Source organism: Rhodococcus sp. GA1, from assembly GCF_024321955.1.
Taxonomy (GTDB): Bacteria; Actinomycetota; Actinomycetes; order Mycobacteriales; family Mycobacteriaceae; genus Rhodococcus; species Rhodococcus pyridinivorans.
The window spans coordinates 1,654,060-1,668,547 of sequence record NZ_CP097186.1 but is presented as its reverse complement, the minus strand read 5'-3'; the positions used below and the strand labels follow the sequence as shown (position 1 = coordinate 1,668,547).

At 66.0% G+C, this 14,488-nt stretch carries 20 protein-coding genes; 8 read left to right on the top strand and 12 right to left on the bottom strand.

What is annotated here, in order from left to right; genetic code table 11:
* Positions 1 to 4 precede the first annotated feature (4 nt).
* The gene (locus M3330_RS07775) at positions 5 to 589 is read left to right on the top strand and encodes a carboxymuconolactone decarboxylase family protein (protein WP_255028222.1); all 585 of its coding nucleotides are present in this window, start codon (positions 5 to 7) and stop codon (positions 587 to 589) included.
* 3 nt (positions 590 to 592) lie between these two features.
* On the opposite strand, the gene M3330_RS07770 is transcribed toward M3330_RS07775, so the two are convergent.
* Positions 593 to 1,519, bottom strand: coding sequence for a sigma-70 family RNA polymerase sigma factor (locus M3330_RS07770; protein WP_006551713.1), 927 nt, complete (start codon positions 1,517 to 1,519; stop codon positions 593 to 595).
* A gap of 102 nt (positions 1,520 to 1,621) precedes the next feature.
* Between M3330_RS07770 and M3330_RS07765 the strand changes: the two genes are divergently transcribed.
* On the top strand, positions 1,622 to 2,263 hold the full coding sequence (locus M3330_RS07765; protein WP_255028219.1) for a GyrI-like domain-containing protein: 642 nt from the start codon (positions 1,622 to 1,624) through the stop codon (positions 2,261 to 2,263).
* Positions 2,263 to 2,757 (top strand): NUDIX domain-containing protein, encoded by a 495-nt coding sequence (locus tag M3330_RS07760; protein WP_039587624.1) that lies wholly within the window; start codon positions 2,263 to 2,265, stop codon positions 2,755 to 2,757. Before M3330_RS07765 ends, M3330_RS07760 begins: the two co-directional genes overlap by 1 nt.
* Here M3330_RS07760 and M3330_RS07755 read toward each other — a convergent pair.
* Complete coding sequence (locus tag M3330_RS07755; RefSeq protein WP_083543549.1) at positions 2,739 to 3,341, bottom strand: TetR/AcrR family transcriptional regulator; 603 nt, start codon at positions 3,339 to 3,341, stop codon at positions 2,739 to 2,741. The two genes, M3330_RS07760 and M3330_RS07755, sit on opposite strands and share 19 nt — an antisense overlap.
* A 289-nt stretch (positions 3,342 to 3,630) precedes the next feature.
* Between M3330_RS07755 and M3330_RS07750 the strand changes: the two genes are divergently transcribed.
* Complete coding sequence (locus M3330_RS07750) at positions 3,631 to 4,857, top strand: oxygenase MpaB family protein (protein WP_039587620.1); 1,227 nt, start codon at positions 3,631 to 3,633, stop codon at positions 4,855 to 4,857.
* 56 nt (positions 4,858 to 4,913) lie between these two features.
* Here M3330_RS07750 and M3330_RS07745 read toward each other — a convergent pair whose 3' ends face one another.
* Together M3330_RS07745 and M3330_RS07740 are read right to left on the bottom strand one after the other, a co-directional pair.
* Positions 4,914 to 5,327, bottom strand: coding sequence for a DUF302 domain-containing protein (locus M3330_RS07745; RefSeq protein ID WP_039587618.1), 414 nt, complete (start codon positions 5,325 to 5,327; stop codon positions 4,914 to 4,916).
* Between the two features lie 32 nt (positions 5,328 to 5,359).
* A complete protein-coding gene (locus tag M3330_RS07740; protein ID WP_016695659.1) occupies positions 5,360 to 5,629 on the bottom strand; it encodes a metal-sensitive transcriptional regulator in 270 nt (89 codons plus the stop codon).
* 196 nt (positions 5,630 to 5,825) lie between these two features.
* On the opposite strand from M3330_RS07740, the gene M3330_RS07735 reads away from it, so the two are divergent.
* Both M3330_RS07735 and M3330_RS07730 read left to right on the top strand, forming a co-directional pair.
* Complete coding sequence (locus M3330_RS07735; RefSeq protein ID WP_198040593.1) at positions 5,826 to 6,593, top strand: hypothetical protein; 768 nt, start codon at positions 5,826 to 5,828, stop codon at positions 6,591 to 6,593.
* The gene (locus M3330_RS07730; protein ID WP_052227411.1) at positions 6,590 to 6,898 is read left to right on the top strand and encodes a hypothetical protein; all 309 of its coding nucleotides are present in this window, start codon (positions 6,590 to 6,592) and stop codon (positions 6,896 to 6,898) included. Before M3330_RS07735 ends, M3330_RS07730 begins: the two co-directional genes overlap by 4 nt.
* Before the next feature lie 21 nt (positions 6,899 to 6,919).
* On the opposite strand, the gene M3330_RS07725 is transcribed toward M3330_RS07730, so the two are convergent.
* The 8 genes from M3330_RS07725 to M3330_RS07690 all read right to left on the bottom strand — a co-directional run bounded on the left by M3330_RS07725 (position 6,920) and on the right by M3330_RS07690 (position 12,526).
* On the bottom strand, positions 6,920 to 8,266 hold the full coding sequence (locus M3330_RS07725) for a rhodanese-like domain-containing protein (protein ID WP_071934400.1): 1,347 nt from the start codon (positions 8,264 to 8,266) through the stop codon (positions 6,920 to 6,922).
* Between the two features lie 77 nt (positions 8,267 to 8,343).
* Entirely contained in the window at positions 8,344 to 9,117 is a 774-nt protein-coding gene (locus M3330_RS07720) for a sulfite exporter TauE/SafE family protein (RefSeq protein ID WP_071934401.1), read from the bottom strand.
* Between the two features lie 26 nt (positions 9,118 to 9,143).
* Positions 9,144 to 9,626, bottom strand: coding sequence for a hypothetical protein (locus tag M3330_RS07715; protein ID WP_255028195.1), 483 nt, complete (start codon positions 9,624 to 9,626; stop codon positions 9,144 to 9,146).
* The gene (locus M3330_RS07710) at positions 9,623 to 10,168 is read right to left on the bottom strand and encodes a thioredoxin domain-containing protein (protein WP_083543719.1); all 546 of its coding nucleotides are present in this window, start codon (positions 10,166 to 10,168) and stop codon (positions 9,623 to 9,625) included. The genes M3330_RS07715 and M3330_RS07710 overlap by 4 nt, the downstream gene beginning before the upstream one ends.
* A gap of 120 nt (positions 10,169 to 10,288) precedes the next feature.
* Positions 10,289 to 10,603: a rhodanese-like domain-containing protein gene (locus M3330_RS07705; protein ID WP_039587717.1), complete on the bottom strand. Its 315-nt coding sequence runs from the start codon at positions 10,601 to 10,603 to the stop codon at positions 10,289 to 10,291.
* Between the two features lie 57 nt (positions 10,604 to 10,660).
* On the bottom strand, positions 10,661 to 11,539 hold the full coding sequence (locus tag M3330_RS07700; protein ID WP_039587610.1) for a sulfite exporter TauE/SafE family protein: 879 nt from the start codon (positions 11,537 to 11,539) through the stop codon (positions 10,661 to 10,663).
* Between the two features lie 2 nt (positions 11,540 to 11,541).
* Complete coding sequence (locus M3330_RS07695) at positions 11,542 to 12,141, bottom strand: rhodanese-like domain-containing protein (protein WP_039587607.1); 600 nt, start codon at positions 12,139 to 12,141, stop codon at positions 11,542 to 11,544.
* A 115-nt stretch (positions 12,142 to 12,256) separates the two neighbouring features.
* Positions 12,257 to 12,526 carry a metal-sensitive transcriptional regulator gene (locus tag M3330_RS07690; RefSeq protein ID WP_071934402.1) on the bottom strand — a complete coding sequence of 90 codons (270 nt, stop codon included), beginning with the start codon at positions 12,524 to 12,526 and terminating at the stop codon, positions 12,257 to 12,259.
* Between the two features lie 139 nt (positions 12,527 to 12,665).
* On the opposite strand from M3330_RS07690, the gene M3330_RS07685 reads away from it, so the two are divergent.
* Positions 12,666 to 14,045, top strand: a complete 1,380-nt coding sequence (locus M3330_RS07685) for a rhodanese-like domain-containing protein (protein ID WP_106200585.1) — start codon at positions 12,666 to 12,668, stop codon at positions 14,043 to 14,045.
* Positions 14,046 to 14,076: 31 nt separating this feature from the next.
* The gene (gene trxA, locus M3330_RS07680; protein ID WP_071934404.1) at positions 14,077 to 14,451 is read left to right on the top strand and encodes a thioredoxin; all 375 of its coding nucleotides are present in this window, start codon (positions 14,077 to 14,079) and stop codon (positions 14,449 to 14,451) included.
* Positions 14,452 to 14,488 lie beyond the last annotated feature (37 nt).

Sequence of the window (14,488 nt, the reverse complement as noted above, 5' to 3'; positions counted from 1 at the left end):
CGTCATGGCACGACTCGAAGCCGTCGCTCCCGACCGCACCGGTCCGATGACCCGTGCGATGTATGCGCTCGCCCGCCGCAGGTTCGGTTCGGTCCCCGAACCCTTCGCGGTGGCCGCGCACCATCCGCGGTTGATGCGTACGAGCGGAGTCCACGAGATGCTCGCCCAACGCGCCTCCACCGTCCTGCCCGCCGCGGTCCGGGAGATCGCCGTCTACCGCGTGGCGTGGACCGTCGGATGCTCGTGGTGCATCGACTTCGGGACGATGCTGCAGCGACTGGACGGACTCGACACCGAACGACTCGCCCACATCGCCGAGTACGAGACCTCCGATCTCTACAGCGACGACGAGAAAGCCGCGATCGCCTATGCCGATGCGATGACCGGCGACGTGGCGAAGGAGGTCACCGACGAACAGGTCGCCGACCTCGAGCGTCGTTTCGGGCAGGCGGGCGTCGTCGAACTCACCTATCAGATCGCGCTCGAGAACATGCGTGCGCGCATGAACTCGGCGCTGGGCATCCACGATCAGGGATTCAGCACGGACGCCTGCCGGGTACCCTGGGCCGACGAAGCCGGGAACGCATGACGCCTAGTCGAAGATGCTGTAGGGCAGGAGCACTCCGCGTCCGAGCTTCTCGGGGTTCGCGATGTCGTAGGCCGCCCAGATCCGTCCGTCCCGCACGGTCCACGCCGTCACGCGCGGAGGAAAGCCCGGCCGACCGTCCTCGGCCGGGCGACCGCGGTTCAACAGACCCATCTCGCCGTTGACGAGGACCGGTTCGAAGGCCGTCAACGCCTCGGCTCCGTAGAGCCGCAGCAGTCCGAGGATGAACCGCGCGACCTTCTCGGCTCCGACCACGACGTTCAGCGCCGTACGGGTCGTGCCGCCGGCGTCGCCGATCATGCGGGCGTCGGGATGGAGCGCGGCGACGACGGCGTCGAGGTCGGCGCCCGCGAAGGCCGCGACGAGCCGCCCGACGGCCTCCTCGTGTTCGGCCGGTGAACTCGGCGGTGGAACGGCCGAGACCGTACGGCGGGCGCGGGAGGCCAGCTGGCGGGCGGTCGGGGTGGCGACGCCGAGGATGCGGGCGATGTCGTCGAACGAGATGTCGAACGCGTCGTGGAGCACGAACGCCACGCGCTGTGCCGGTGTCAGGCTGTCGAGGACGACGAGCGCGGCCAGGCGGTTGTCCTCGTCGCGCACGATCTCGTCGAGCGGGTCCGGGGGAGCGAGGGAGCCGAGGGGCGCCACGACGGGTTCGGGCAGCCACTGGCCCACGTAGGTCTCGCGGCGCACCGCGGCCGAGCGCAGTCTGTCGAGGCACAACCGTCCTACGACTGTCGTCAGCCAGGCACGCAGGTCGCGCACCTCGGAGACATCCGCGCCCACGAGTCGCAGCCATGCGTCCTGCACGGCGTCCTCGGCGTCGGCGATGCTGCCGGTGAGGCGGTACGCCACCGACAGCAGGTGGGTGCGGTTCTCCTCGAATGTCTTCTGGGTGCTCTCGTCGAGCATGGGGACGATGCTAGACGCGATCGGCTGCGGGGCGAAGGGGTGTCGATCGCGCGTACGGATGCTGTCGGGCGCCTATTCTCGTCCTCGAACGGAAGGGGCGCCGTGGACAAATACGACATCAAGCGTGAGCACCGCGAGCTGTACTCGTGCTCGACCGAGGATTTCACCGAGGTGCGTGTCCCCGAGTTCGGTTACCTCGCCGTGGACGGCAAGGGCGATCCGAACGGTTCCGACGAGTACGCCGACGCCGTCGAGGCCCTCTACTCGGTGGCGTACACCCTGAAGTTCACCTCCAAGAAGGAACTCGGCCGGGATTTCGTCGTCGGACCTCTCGAGGGTCTGTGGTGGAGCGAGGACATGACCACCTTCCTCACACGGGACAAGGACTCCTGGTCGTGGCGCATGCTCATCGCGCAGCCTCCCTGGATCACCGACGACATGGTGAACGACGCGATCGAGGCTGCGGGTGACAAGACCCAAGCGAAGAAGAAGCCGCTCCCGTCCCTGCCGCGTGTGCGGCCGTTCCGGCTGACGGAGGGCAGGGCGCTGCAGATCCTGCACATCGGACCGTACGACGACGAAGGCCCTGTCCTGCTGCGCCTGCACACGCAGGTGATGCCCGAACGAGGGGTGACGTTCGCCGGCGACCACCACGAGATCTACCTGTCCGACCCTCGCCGCGCGGCTCCCGAGAAGCTGAAAACCATTCTGCGTCAACCTGTCGCAGGCATACAGGAGCGATGATGGCCGTCACCAGCGCAGGTCTGATGTTCTACCGCGTCGACGACACCGGTCTGCTCAGCGTGTGGCTCGTCCACCCCGGCGGGCCGTTCTGGAAGGGGAAGGACGAAGCGGCCTGGTCGGTGCCGAAGGGGGAGTACGGCCCGGAGGAGGATCCCCGGGAGGTCGCCCTGCGCGAGTTCACCGAGGAGTGCGGGATCGAACCGCCGGACGTGCCGCTGTCGTTGCTCGGTCGCTACCGGCAGTCGTCCGGCAAGATCGTCAGCATCTACGCGGGGGAGACGACGGACGAGTTGGAATTCGTCGAAAGCAACACGTGCGAGGTCGAATGGCCGCCGAAGTCCGGTAAGCGGATCACGATCCCGGAGGTCGACGATGCGCGCTGGATCGTCGCGGCGGACGCCGAGACGAAACTGATCAAGGGGCAGCGGCCGGTGTTGGAAGCACTGCGGGCGCGATTGGACGAAGAAGGGCGGTACTACCGCGTCGACCCGTAGCCCGGCAGCACCATCGGAACGAGGAACTGCCGCGCGATCGACGCCAGGGCGTCGTCGTCGTCGATGTCGACGACCTGACTCGGTGTGGTGAGGAACGATGCCGAGATGCGGACGATCATCTCCGCCACCAGATCGGTGTTCAGATCGGCGGCGACCGTTCCCGCGCGTTGCTCTCGCTGCAACTGCCCCGCGACGAACCGGCGGACAGCGGCGAGCATCGTTCCGTCGTCGCCTCCGATCGCACCGGCGAACAGCACCGGTTCGGTCTCGAGCAGATTGCCGATCAGCCTGTTCGTGCGGATGACGCGCAGCGCGCTGACGAATCCGAGGACCACCCTGTCGGCCACGGTGTCGGCCTGGGCGATGTCCTCGAGGAAACGCAGGAAGTAGCGGCGGAACTCGCGCATGATGACCTCGTCGACGAGGGCATCCTTCGATTCGAACTTACGGTACACGGTGATTCGCGACAGTTTCGCGCGGCGGGCGATCTCCTCCATCGAGGAGCGCTGGATGCCGGTTCGGCAGAACTGTTCGTAAGCGGCATCGAGCAGGCGCACGCGGGTCTCGTCGATCTCGGTACCCATGACGGATTCGTCCGGGAGTAGAAGTGCGTCCTGAAAGGCACGTTCCAGCAACGACGCCGATTCGGCAGGGGGCGGTAGGGAGGCGGGTGAGACCGCTCGGGAAATCGGCGACGCAGAATCCACATGTCCTCCTCGAAGTCCAGAGTTTACCGTTCCGGTCCCGGCGCGGACCATGCCGAGCAGTGATATTTCACGATTCATTGTGACCCGAGCCACAGTGTGGTTCGATGCTACAGAGAAACGCTGAATGTTTCATTGCTACATCCGCGAGTCGTAGGGGAGCGGCAGTATGGATAATCCGAGCAGGCGCGACGTTCTGAAAACCGGTGGCCTCCTGGGTGCCTTGGGGGCGTTCGCGGTGGCAGCGCCGGCCCAGGCCCGGCCCTGGAAGTGGTCACCGTCAGGATCGATACCGGGTGCGGGGAGCGGTGCCGACCCGCGACAGGTATGGGACAACGAGGCCGACCCGCTCGTCGCTTCATTGCTCGAGCGGGGCGACGTACCGAGGGTCAACGAGCTGCTGCGCACCTGGAAGAAGAACTCCCAGCCGTTACCCGAAGGACTTCCGAACGACCTGCGCGACTTCATGGAACACGCCCGGCAGCTTCCGCCCTGGGCCGATCCGGCGAAACTCGAGACGGCCGTCCGCTTCAACGAGAAGCGCGGGTTGTACCTCGGTGTGCTGTACGGATTCGTGAGCGGGATGATGAGCACGGTCATCCCGAAAGAGGCGCTGGCCGTCTACTACTCCAAGGGCGGCGCGAACATGAAGGGCCGCATCTCGAAGACTGCAAAATTGGGCTACGACATCGGTTCTCGCAACGCGTATCTGGGCGACGGCGAAATGATCGTCACAGCCGTGAAGACCAGGCTCGTCCATGCCGGCGTGCGTCATCTGCTTCCGCAGTCCTCGCACTGGTCCAACATGGCACCGGAGGACGTGCCGATCAGCCAGCACGACATGATGGTCACCTGGCACAGCCTGCCCACCAGCGTGATGCGCACGTTGAAGGAGTGGAAGGTTCCCATCCCGGCCGCGGAGGCCGACGGATTCCTGCACTCGTGGCAGGTCAGTGCGCACATGCTCGGCATCGAAGACCAGTACATCCCGGCCACCTGGGACGACGCCGAATCCCAGGCGCAGGAGGCGCTCGATCCGATCCTGGCGCCCACACCCGAGGGCGTGAAGCTCGCCGATATGCTCCTCGATCTCGGTAAGGGTCTCGACTTCTCGCTGTTGTCCCGCCCGATCCTCGGTGCGCTCACCCGCTTCGCTCTCGGCGACGAGGTCGCCAACTGGCTCAATATTCCGCGCGAACCGGTCTGGGGCACACTGCTCGACGTCGCGTGGGGTCCGTTCATCGCGGTACGCGAAGGCCTGCTGCCGCTTCCGCTGGCGCCGGATGCCTACTGGACGTTCGACGAACTGCTGCGCCAGTTCGTCCTGCTGTACATGTCGGAACTGCGCCCGATCAGCATCGAGATCCCCGAATACAACAATCCCAACTATCCCTGACCCGTTCGGGGCGAGGGGCCGGCACAGTCGCTGTGCCGGCCCCTCGTGGTGTCGATTCAGTTCTGTGCCGTATCCGCCTTCAAGGAATCGATGGCGGCCTGCAGAGCGGTGGTGGCGTCGTCGGCGACCTCCGCGAGTCCCGGCTGATCGGCGACCTGCACCATCATCTGTGGGTTCATTGCGTCGACCACCACGGTGTCGGGATCCTCGGGGTCGGTGCGGACCACGACGTTGCAGGGGAGCAAGAGCCCGATCTGCCGATCGACCGTCACCGCCCGGTGGGCGAGCGGCGGATTGCACGCACCGAGGATCACGTAATCCTCCAGGTCCTCACCGAGCTTGGCCTTCAGGGTGGCCTTCATGTCGATCTCGGTGAGAATGCCGAATCCCTGCCCGGCCAGTGCCTTGCGGGTGCGTTCGACCGCATCGTCGAACGAGGTGTGGAGGGTGGTCGAGAGTGCGAGTGTCATGGGTGTCCTGCTTTCTCTCGGAAGGGGAGGTGTCAAGCCAGGGCGAGGAAGAGCTTCTCGAGTTCGGCCTCGGTCATCGGCTCCTTGCCGTCCTGGGCCGTCTCGGTGAGGCATTCCCGCAAACCGCTCGCCACAATCTTGAATCCGGCACGGTCCAGAGCGCGGGAGACCGCGGCGAGCTGGGTTACGACATCCTTACAGTCACGACCCTGTTCGATCATCGCGATCACTCCGCCGAGCTGACCCTGCGCGCGGCGCAGCCGGTTGAGTACCAGTGCGATGCTGTCTTCGTCGCCGACCATGGAGGCGTCCTTTCCTAGTTCTGTAGACCATTGTACCCCCGGGGGTATCTGGTCGGAGTGTGAGTTGTGCGACCGATCTTCACCTTGTCGACCACGAGTGTGACAGCTACGCCGTGCGGGTATGAGGGCGACGATTGCTGCGACGCCCTGCGCTGCCGTGGTGCTTCGGTCTGCGCAGTCGGAGGGAGAACAGCGCGTGAGTGAGTTCGTCACTTCGTCTCGTGATTCAGGGCTCGCTCGCTTGGTCGACAGTTCCGGGCGAGAGCACGTTCCCGAGCGACTGCGCATCGCTGCGACCTTGGCGGTTGTGGCGTCGGTGCACGTCCTGGGCTTCGGTCTGCTGGCGTGGGCCCAATGGACGTCGGCCGCCGACGCGGTGAGTGTGAGCGTCGCACTGACCGCATACGCGTTGGGGCTGCGGCATGCTCTCGACGCCGATCACATCACCGGTATCGACAACGCGACGCGCAAGTTTGTCGGCGAAGGCCGCCGGCCCATGAGCGTGGGCCTGGCGTTCAGCCTGGGGCATTCGACAGTGGTGTTCGTGGTGACGGTCCTGGTGGCAGCCGGGGTCGGCACCGCAACGCGGTTGTTGTCCGACGACGAACCGGCGACGGCGGTGCTGGCGACGGTCGGCGCGGTGGTCGCCGGAGGTTTCCTCGTCCTCATCGCCGCCGTCAACGCCGTGGCCTGGGTGCGCTTGCGCGCCCTGCATCGCGAGCGTGAGCCGGACGCCGTGGCCGTGGAGCAGGCGCTGTCGCGGACGGCGGCGGCACGGGTGTTGCAGGCGCCCCTGCGCAGGGTGCGTCATCCCCGGCACATCTACGTGATCGGCGTCCTGTTCGGTCTGGGGTTCGATACTGCGATGACCATCGGGGTCGTCGCCGTCGCGGTCGCGACGACCCTCCCGGCGCCTCGGTGTGGTTGGTGCTGGCACTACCTTTGTGTTTCGCCGCGGGGATGACACTGGTCGACGCGATCGACGGCATCGCAATGACCAAACTCTATTCCGGTGAGGGTCTGGCACCCGGAACGAAGATCTTCTTCACGTTGATCACCACGGGTGTGTCGGTCGTCGCCGCAGCCGTGCTGGGAACCATCATTCTGGTGTCCACGGCGCGCGAGGTGTTCGCCTTGACCGACCCGTGGACCGGGTGGATCGCGGCTCTGAACCTGGAGTACGTCGGCCTGGCGCTGGCGGCGACATTTGCCGTGCTGTGGATGGGGGCGGCGCTGATCACCCGGCAGCGTTACCGAACTGCCGGGTGATCCGTTGGCTGAGGGACCGTCTCAGCCGGTGAGTCCGAGTTCGCGAGCACGGTCGAATTCGTCGTTGACGAGAACGACGTTGCGTTCGGGTGCATCGATCATCGATGCCGCGATCGACGAGCGGTAGCCGGACGCGCAGTGCACCCAGACTTCCCCCTGGGGGACCTCGTCGAGACGATCGGCGAGTTCGTGCAGTGCGATGTTGACGGCGCCGTCGATGTGCGATTCGTCGAACTCGTTCGCCTGCCGCACATCGAGGACGGTGACCTGCTGCTCGTCGCGTCTGCGGGCGAGAGCGGGGAAATCGGCGACACGATAGGAACGCAGTTCGGTGCCGGCGACGAGGGTGTGGATCTCGCCCACTGCGGCACCTTCGAGATCGTCGATGCCGATGCGGACGAGTTCGCGACGCGCGTCGAGTACCTGCTCCTCGCTCTCTCCGATCAGGGTCAACGGCGCTCCCCAGGTGTAGAGCCAGCCCAGATAGGTTACGAACGAACCGGATAGTTCGAACCCGAGGGTGCCGCCGAGGTGTCCGGCGGCGAAAGCAGTGCGTTCGCGGAGGTCGACGACCCATTCGCCGGAATCGATCCTCCGGCGCAGCTCCTCCGGATCGACGCGCTCGGGCATCGACAGGTCCACCGGCGCAGGTCCGGCGCGGTTGATCACTCCCATATGGGCGTAATAGGCAGGGTAGGCGGCCAGCCCCGCGAGCAGTTCGTCGACGTATGCCTGTTCGTCCTGGGTCAGGGCCGGGTTCGACGTACGTTCGCGGCCGATGGTGGACTCGTCGCCGCTGGCGGGTGTGGCGGCGCAGAAACTGCCGAAGCCGTGCGTGGGGTACACCTTCGTCTCCGCAGGCAGTTCCTCGGCGAGGCGGCGCACCGAGTGGTACTGCGCGTGGGTGAGTTCGTCGGTGTGCTCCTCGCCGACGAGATCGGTCCGTCCGGTCGTGCCGAAGAGCATCGAACCGCCGGTGAACACTCCGACGGCAGTGTCGTCGGGATCGCGCAGCACATAGCTGACGTGATGATGCGTGTGGCCGGGAGTGTGCATGACCTGGAATCGGAATGCTCCGGCGTCGACGATGTCGCCGTCGACCACCGCGCGCCGCTGGTAGCCGAGATCGTCGCCGGCCGGAACGACGTATTCGGCGTTCACTGCCCTGGACAGTTCGAGACCGCCGGTGACGTAGTCGTTGTGGATGTGCGTTTCGAGCACGTGGGTGATGCGTACTCCGCGTTCGGCCGCCAGCTTCAGTACTCGGTCGATGTCGCGTTGCGGGTCCACCACGGCACCGATGTCGCCCGCGCTGATCAGGTAGCTGCGATCGCCGAGGCCGGAGGTTTCGATGATCGACACGTCCATCGGGGACTCCTTCATTCGGGGGATGTACGGGACGAATACCCGTACCCGTATGGGTGAAACGGTGGATGCGGTAGCGGTCACCGTAGGAAGATCGCGTCGACGAGCACGTAGGCGGCCACGGCGAACACCAGATAGGCGAACCAGCGTTGAAGCCGGTCGGTGTCGATGCGGGTCCCGAACTGCCCCGCGACGAGCGACCCGACGATCGCTGTGCCGGCGAAGGCGGCGGTGATCGCCCAGTCGATGCTCGTGCCGCTCAGATGCGAGATCAGACCCGCGGCGGAATTGGCGACGATGATCACCAGCGAGGTGCCCACGGCAACCGGCATCTCGATGCCGAGCATGAGGACGAGCGCAGGGATGATCAGAAATCCGCCGCCGACACCGAACAGGCCGGTGAGAAAGCCGACCGTGAGGCCGGCCGCGATCGACCGAGGAGCGCAACGGCGCCAGTTGATTCGGGATCCTTCGGTCGAGCACGCTGTTCCGGTATCGCCACGATCGGCGAGCATCCTCGCTCCTGCCAAGACCATCACCACCGCGAACCCGATCAGAAGAGCGCGTTCCGGAAGCAACCGTCCCACGGCGCTGCCCGCGAAGGTGGCCGGAATGCCGGTGGCGGCGAAGATACCTGCCAGACGCCACTCGACCTGGCGAGCGCGTACTTTCGGAAGCACCCCCACCGCCGACGCCACGCCGACGACGATCAGTGAGATCGGGATGGCCTGCGCCATGCTCAACCCCAGGCCGAAGACCAGAGCCGGGACCGCGAGGATCGATCCGCCTCCGCCGAGCAGGCCGAGCAGCACGCCGATGACGGCACCGAAGCCCAGCGCGAGCACCAACGTCATCTCGCTCCTTTCGGTCGCATCCTCTTTCAGTGGTACCCGGGTCGATGTTGACGCCGTTGCCGAATCACGCGGACTGCGACCGCGGCGAACGCGATGACAGCGACTGTCAGGAGTAGGCCGGGACCGTGCATGTCCGTGGCCCATTGTCCGAGTGCAACTTGCAGGTCGAGCTGCTCGTCGACGCCCATGAGGCAGGTGAGATTCGCGGTGCCGTCGGTGACGAGAAACAGCACGCCGATGCCGATGAACAGCAGACCCGAGATGAGGGAGGCGGTATGAGTTCGCAATGGAGCCTGCTGAGTCAGGAGCGCACCGACCAATCCGAGTCCGGCGCCCAGAGGCGCGAGCACCGAGGTCAATCCGGCATAGAAGAGTGCGGTGCGTGCTGCAAGACGTCCCGCGCCGTCGAAGGCATACGCGAAGAAGGAGGGCAGTAGCAGCGCCGAGCACGGACTGAGCAGGGAAAGCAGGTCGCCGAGCAGGGCGCCGAGCAGACCGATCTCGGTCACGGCGCCGACCCGGCTGCTGCCTCGATGACCTGCTCGAAGACCCCGAGCGGTTGTGCGCCCAGAATCGGGGTGCCGTTGATCACGAACGACGGTGTACTTGCCACGCCGATGGTGTTCGCCTCGAGCATGTCGGCGTAGATGTCCTGGTCCACGGACGGGTCGGCGGCCTGCCGGTCGAATCGGTCCTGGTCGGGCACTCCGGCCGCAGCTGCGAAGCTGCGCAGAGCCTCCGATGTCAGGTCGGGATGACCACGATCGGGGGAGGAGGCGTAGACGGCCGTACCGAACTCCCAGAACTTCCCCTGTGCGGCAGCGGCGTGGCCGGCAAGATCTTCGGCCATCGACTGCTCGCCGAAGATCGGCAGGTCGCGCCATTCGATGCGCAGAATTCCCTCGTCCACGTACTTGTCGATCAAGGCCGCTTCGACGTCCCGGCTGAACTTGGCACAGAACGGGCAGCGGTAGTCGGAGTACGCGACCATCACCACGGGAGCGTCCACCGCGCCGATCGCCAACGGGTCGCCGTCGATGCGTCGGGACATGTCTCCGACCGGTCCCACTCCTACCGTTCGGGCGAAGCCCGGCACGGTTCCACTCTACGGCCTGCACACCGTCGTCGACGGCGGCGTGCAGGCCGCTGGTGAAGAAGTTCGGCCCGATGCTCAGGCGGTGGGGCCGCGCCGGACCTCTCGGCCCGCGGACACCCACGCTCTCGTCCCGCCGGCAACGGATACCGCGGGCCGTCCGGCCGATTCGAGGATCTCGGCTCCGCGCTTGCTCCGGTTTCCGGATGCGCAGATGACGTAGACGGTCTCTCCCGGAGCTACCTCGCTCACACGGGCGGACAGTTCGGGGAGGGGGATCAATTGGGCGCCGGGAACGTGGCCCTGGATGTACTCGTAGTCCTCGCGGACATCGAGCACCGGAGCTCCGGACTCCCACGCCTGGATCAGAGCGGCAGTGTCGACTTCGTGCATGGTGAACTCCTCGGTTCGGGTCTGTCGAGAATGGGTGAGCACTTCCGAGTTCTCCGCTCAGCCCGCCGCCACGGCGGCGCGAGAGCGTCCTCCGAGTCGTTGCAGCGGGCAGTGCTCCCTGCGGTTGCAGGCATAGATAGCGCCGGCGGCAACGACGGTGAGTGCCGCCGCGGCGATGCCGACGCCGGGATGGATCTCCTGCGCGAGGATGACGGAGGACATGATCAGGACGAACCAGCCGAAGCTCTTGCGCAGGGTGTCCGGATCGACCAGTGAGGTCAGGCGGCCGCCGATGAGGCTGCCCACGACGGCGGCACCGGTGACCATCGCCGCCAGACGCCAGTCGATCTGCACTGTGGACAGGTAGCCGCCGAGTCCGGCGAAGGACTTCATGGCGATCACGATCAGCGAGGTACCGACCGCGACCGGCATCGGCAGACCACCGAGCAGCGCCAGAGCCGGGACGACGAGGAAGCCGCCGCCGGCGCCGACGAGGCCTGTGACCAGACCGACGACCACACCGTCGAGCAGGATCTTGCCCACGGGCATGGCCTGGTCGCCGTCGTCGGCCGCGGCCTTGTTCTTACGGCCGCGGAGCATGGCGATCGCTGTTGCGATCATCATTACGGCGAAGCCGAGCAGCAGGACGGTGCCGGGTATGAAGCGCGAGAGCAGACCCCCGCCGTAGGCGCCGACCATGCCGGCCAGACCGAACAGGATTCCGGTGCGCCACTGCACGCGGCCGGCGCGTGCATGGGAAATCGCGCCGACCGCGCTGGTGACACCCACGACCAGCAGCGAAGTGGCAATCGCTTCCTTTGCGTCCATACCTGCCACGTAAGCGAGCAGCGGGACGGTGAGAATCGAGCCCCCGCCACCGAGCAGTCCGAGGGTGACACCGACGAGGACTGCCAGAGCTACGGTCAACGCGATCATGATCAGTTCCTCTCGGCGCTTTCGGTATTCGACTGGACAAGCTGCGCGACGATGCTCTGGGCGTCGCACGAGGCGCCGCGGTTGTAGGGCAGCTTGGACAGCAGCATGCCCATTGCGCAGGTGTTCGACAGTGCGGCGAAGGTCAACCCACCGCCGATTCCGGCGGCGAGCCACTTGAGCTTCGGCACGGCGATGCTGCCGAGAACCGAGCTCAGCACGAGCGAACCGGCGACGAGCCGGACCTGGCGTTCGAGGTCCCAGCGTTCGGCGCCGCGGTTGACGGGCAGGCCGGCCGCTTCCCAGCCGAGCATGCCGCCCTCGAGGATGTGGAGGTTGAACAATCCTGCGTCGCGCAGGGTCTCTTCGGCTTGACCGGCACGCTGTCCGGAGCGACACACCAGGACGACGTTCTCGTCGAAATGAGCGCAGAACTCGTCGCGGTGCTCGCGCAACAGGTCCAGGGGGACGTTGTAGGCGCCGGGGATGTGCACGGACTCGAACTCGCCCGGAGTCCGGACGTCGATGATCCGCACGTTCTTGCCGGAGTCGATCGACTCGTGCAAGGAGTTCGGGTCGACGGTGACAGCGGGGGACTCGGTCATGGGGGGCCTTTCGATCGGGGAATCGGATGGGGCTGATAAAAGTGCCCCAGGGGGTATTCTTCGACTATCGTACACATACCCCTGGGGGTATATGCAAGGAGCTTGTTGGGTGAGCTCAGGCGAGGCCGAGGAACAACTTCTCGAGTTCCTTCTCGGTGATGCGGTCGTCGCAGGCGGCGTCCTGTTCGTCGAGGATGCATCGGCGGAGCCGGTCCGAGATGATCTTGAATCCGGCGCGATGCAGCGCGTGGGATGTCGCTGCGAGCTGAATGACCACCTCGCGCAGATCGCGGTCGGTTTCGAGCATCGTGATAACCGCGGTGAGCTGGCCTTGTGCTCGGCGCAGGCGTCGCAGGGCGGCGGTATCGGCTTCCGGATTCTCCATCGGTAACTCCCTGCTCGATCCTGCGCTGCCGGGAAATCGGACCCGGATACCCCAGGGGGTACTTGACATACCCTAGGGGGTATATGCCACGATGTCTACATCACCGGAACATCACCCGGATCCAGCAACGGAGGAATCCATGATTCTCGAGCAGTACTACATCGAGTGCCTCTCCCACGCGTCCTACCTCATCGGTGACGAGAGCACGGGCAGGGCGGTCGTGGTCGACCCCCGCCGCGACATCACCGAATACCTCTCCGACGCAAAGAAGTACGGACTGACCATCGAAGGGGTGATCAACACCCACTTCCACGCGGACTTCGTCTCGGGTCACCTCGAACTGGTCGACGCCACGGGTGCGTGGATCGGATTCGGTGAAGCCGCCGAGACCGACTACCCGATCCGCCGGCTGCGCGACGGCGAGAAGCTGTCCCTCGGTGAGGTCGAACTCGAAATTCTCTCCACCCCGGGCCACACCTGGGAATCGATCTCGGTGCTGGTGCGCGAACACCCCGATGCCGTCCCGTCGGCGGTGCTCACCGGCGACTCGCTGTTCATCGGCGATGTCGGCCGCCCCGACCTGGTCAACCTCGGCGACGGATCCACCAGCGATCTGGCGCGAGCGATGTATCACACCGTGCACGAGAAGCTGCTGACCTTGCCCGACCAGGTCGTGGTCATGCCCGCTCACGGTGCCGGTTCGTCCTGCGGGAAGAACCTGTCGACCGAACTCACCTCGACCATCGGGGAGCAGCGCGCCACCAACCCGTCCGTGCAACCGATGAGCGAGGACGACTTCGTCGCCCTGGTCACCGAAGGGCAGCCGGCCGCCCCGTCGTACTTCTCGGTCGACGCCGCGATGAACAAGCGGATGCACCCGCTTCTGCTGCAGGACCGCACCATTCCCGAGCTGAGCCCCGAGCAGGTGAAGGCCGAACTCGAGGCCGGCACGCGTGTTCTCGATGCGAGAAGCGTCGACGATTTCGCCGCCGGGCATCTGCGCGGATCGGTCAACGTCGGGTTCGACGGGCGTTTCGCCGAGACCGGCGGCATGGTCGCCGAGGTCGGCGAGAAGATCGTGCTGATCACCTATCCCGGTGAGGAGCAGGACGCCGCGGTGCGCCTGGCGCGAATCGGATCCGACGGTGCCGCAGGTTATCTGAACGTCGACCGGGACGGGGCCTTCCCCGCGGAGCTGGCCGGCCTGATCGAGGCCGCACCCCGGACGACCGTCGAGGAACTCGACCGCTTGCTCGCCGCCGACGCGGTCACCCTCGTCGACATCCGCAACCCCGGTGAGCGCGAGTTCGGGACGATTCCGGGCGCGGTGCCGATCCCGTTGGCGCAGTTGCGGGCCCGTCTGGACCAGGTTCCCGCCGGCAAGCCGATCGTGGTGCACTGTGCCGGTGGATGGCGTTCGAGCGTGGCGGCTTCGCTGCTGCGGGCCCAGGGCTTCGAGAACGTCACGGATCTGCTCGGCGGCTACAACGCGTGGGCCGAATCTCACGTCCCTGCCTGATCATTCCGGCCCGGAGAAAGGAACGGAAACGATGACGACGAAGAACCTCACGATGGCGGACTTCGAATCCACCATCGTCGGCAACGACATCGTTCTCGTCGACTTCTGGGCGTCGTGGTGCGGCCCGTGCCGTGCCTTCGCCCCGGTCTTCGACAAGTCGTCGCAGGCACACCCCGAGATCGTGCATGCCAAGGTCGACACCGAGGCCGAGCAGCAGCTCGCCGCCATGGCGAACATCCGCTCGATTCCGACGATCATGGCATTCCGAGAAGGTGTGCTCGTCTACTCACAGCCCGGCGCGTTGCCGGCACCGGCTCTCGAGGACCTGATCACCCGGATCGAGGCCCTCGACATGACCGAGATCCACGACCAGGTTGCCGGACAACGCGCAGCCTCCCGCTCCTGACCCTTCGCCGGGTCCGTAGCGAACTCTCATCGAGGAG

Bases quoted from the DNA above. Each gene is read 5' to 3' on its own strand.
- M3330_RS07775 (WP_255028222.1), top strand. From the start codon at position 5: ATGGCACGACTCGAAGCCGTCGCTCCCGACCGCACCGGTCCGATGACC.
- M3330_RS07770 (WP_006551713.1), bottom strand. From the start codon at position 1,519: ATGCTCGACGAGAGCACCCAGAAGACATTCGAGGAGAACCGCACCCAC.
- M3330_RS07760 (WP_039587624.1), top strand. From the start codon at position 2,263: ATGGCCGTCACCAGCGCAGGTCTGATGTTCTACCGCGTCGACGACACC.
- M3330_RS07755 (WP_083543549.1), bottom strand. From the start codon at position 3,341: ATGGGTACCGAGATCGACGAGACCCGCGTGCGCCTGCTCGATGCCGCT.
- M3330_RS07750 (WP_039587620.1), top strand. From the start codon at position 3,631: ATGGATAATCCGAGCAGGCGCGACGTTCTGAAAACCGGTGGCCTCCTG.
- M3330_RS07745 (WP_039587618.1), bottom strand. From the start codon at position 5,327: ATGACACTCGCACTCTCGACCACCCTCCACACCTCGTTCGACGATGCG.
- M3330_RS07740 (WP_016695659.1), bottom strand. From the start codon at position 5,629: ATGGTCGGCGACGAAGACAGCATCGCACTGGTACTCAACCGGCTGCGC.
- M3330_RS07730 (WP_052227411.1), top strand. From the start codon at position 6,590: ATGACACTGGTCGACGCGATCGACGGCATCGCAATGACCAAACTCTAT.
- M3330_RS07725 (WP_071934400.1), bottom strand. From the start codon at position 8,266: ATGGACGTGTCGATCATCGAAACCTCCGGCCTCGGCGATCGCAGCTAC.
- M3330_RS07720 (WP_071934401.1), bottom strand. From the start codon at position 9,117: ATGACGTTGGTGCTCGCGCTGGGCTTCGGTGCCGTCATCGGCGTGCTG.
- M3330_RS07710 (WP_083543719.1), bottom strand. From the start codon at position 10,168: ATGTCCCGACGCATCGACGGCGACCCGTTGGCGATCGGCGCGGTGGAC.
- M3330_RS07705 (WP_039587717.1), bottom strand. From the start codon at position 10,603: ATGCACGAAGTCGACACTGCCGCTCTGATCCAGGCGTGGGAGTCCGGA.
- M3330_RS07700 (WP_039587610.1), bottom strand. From the start codon at position 11,539: ATGATCGCGTTGACCGTAGCTCTGGCAGTCCTCGTCGGTGTCACCCTC.
- M3330_RS07695 (WP_039587607.1), bottom strand. From the start codon at position 12,141: ATGACCGAGTCCCCCGCTGTCACCGTCGACCCGAACTCCTTGCACGAG.
- M3330_RS07690 (WP_071934402.1), bottom strand. From the start codon at position 12,526: ATGGAGAATCCGGAAGCCGATACCGCCGCCCTGCGACGCCTGCGCCGA.
- M3330_RS07685 (WP_106200585.1), top strand. From the start codon at position 12,666: ATGATTCTCGAGCAGTACTACATCGAGTGCCTCTCCCACGCGTCCTAC.
- trxA (WP_071934404.1), top strand. From the start codon at position 14,077: ATGACGACGAAGAACCTCACGATGGCGGACTTCGAATCCACCATCGTC.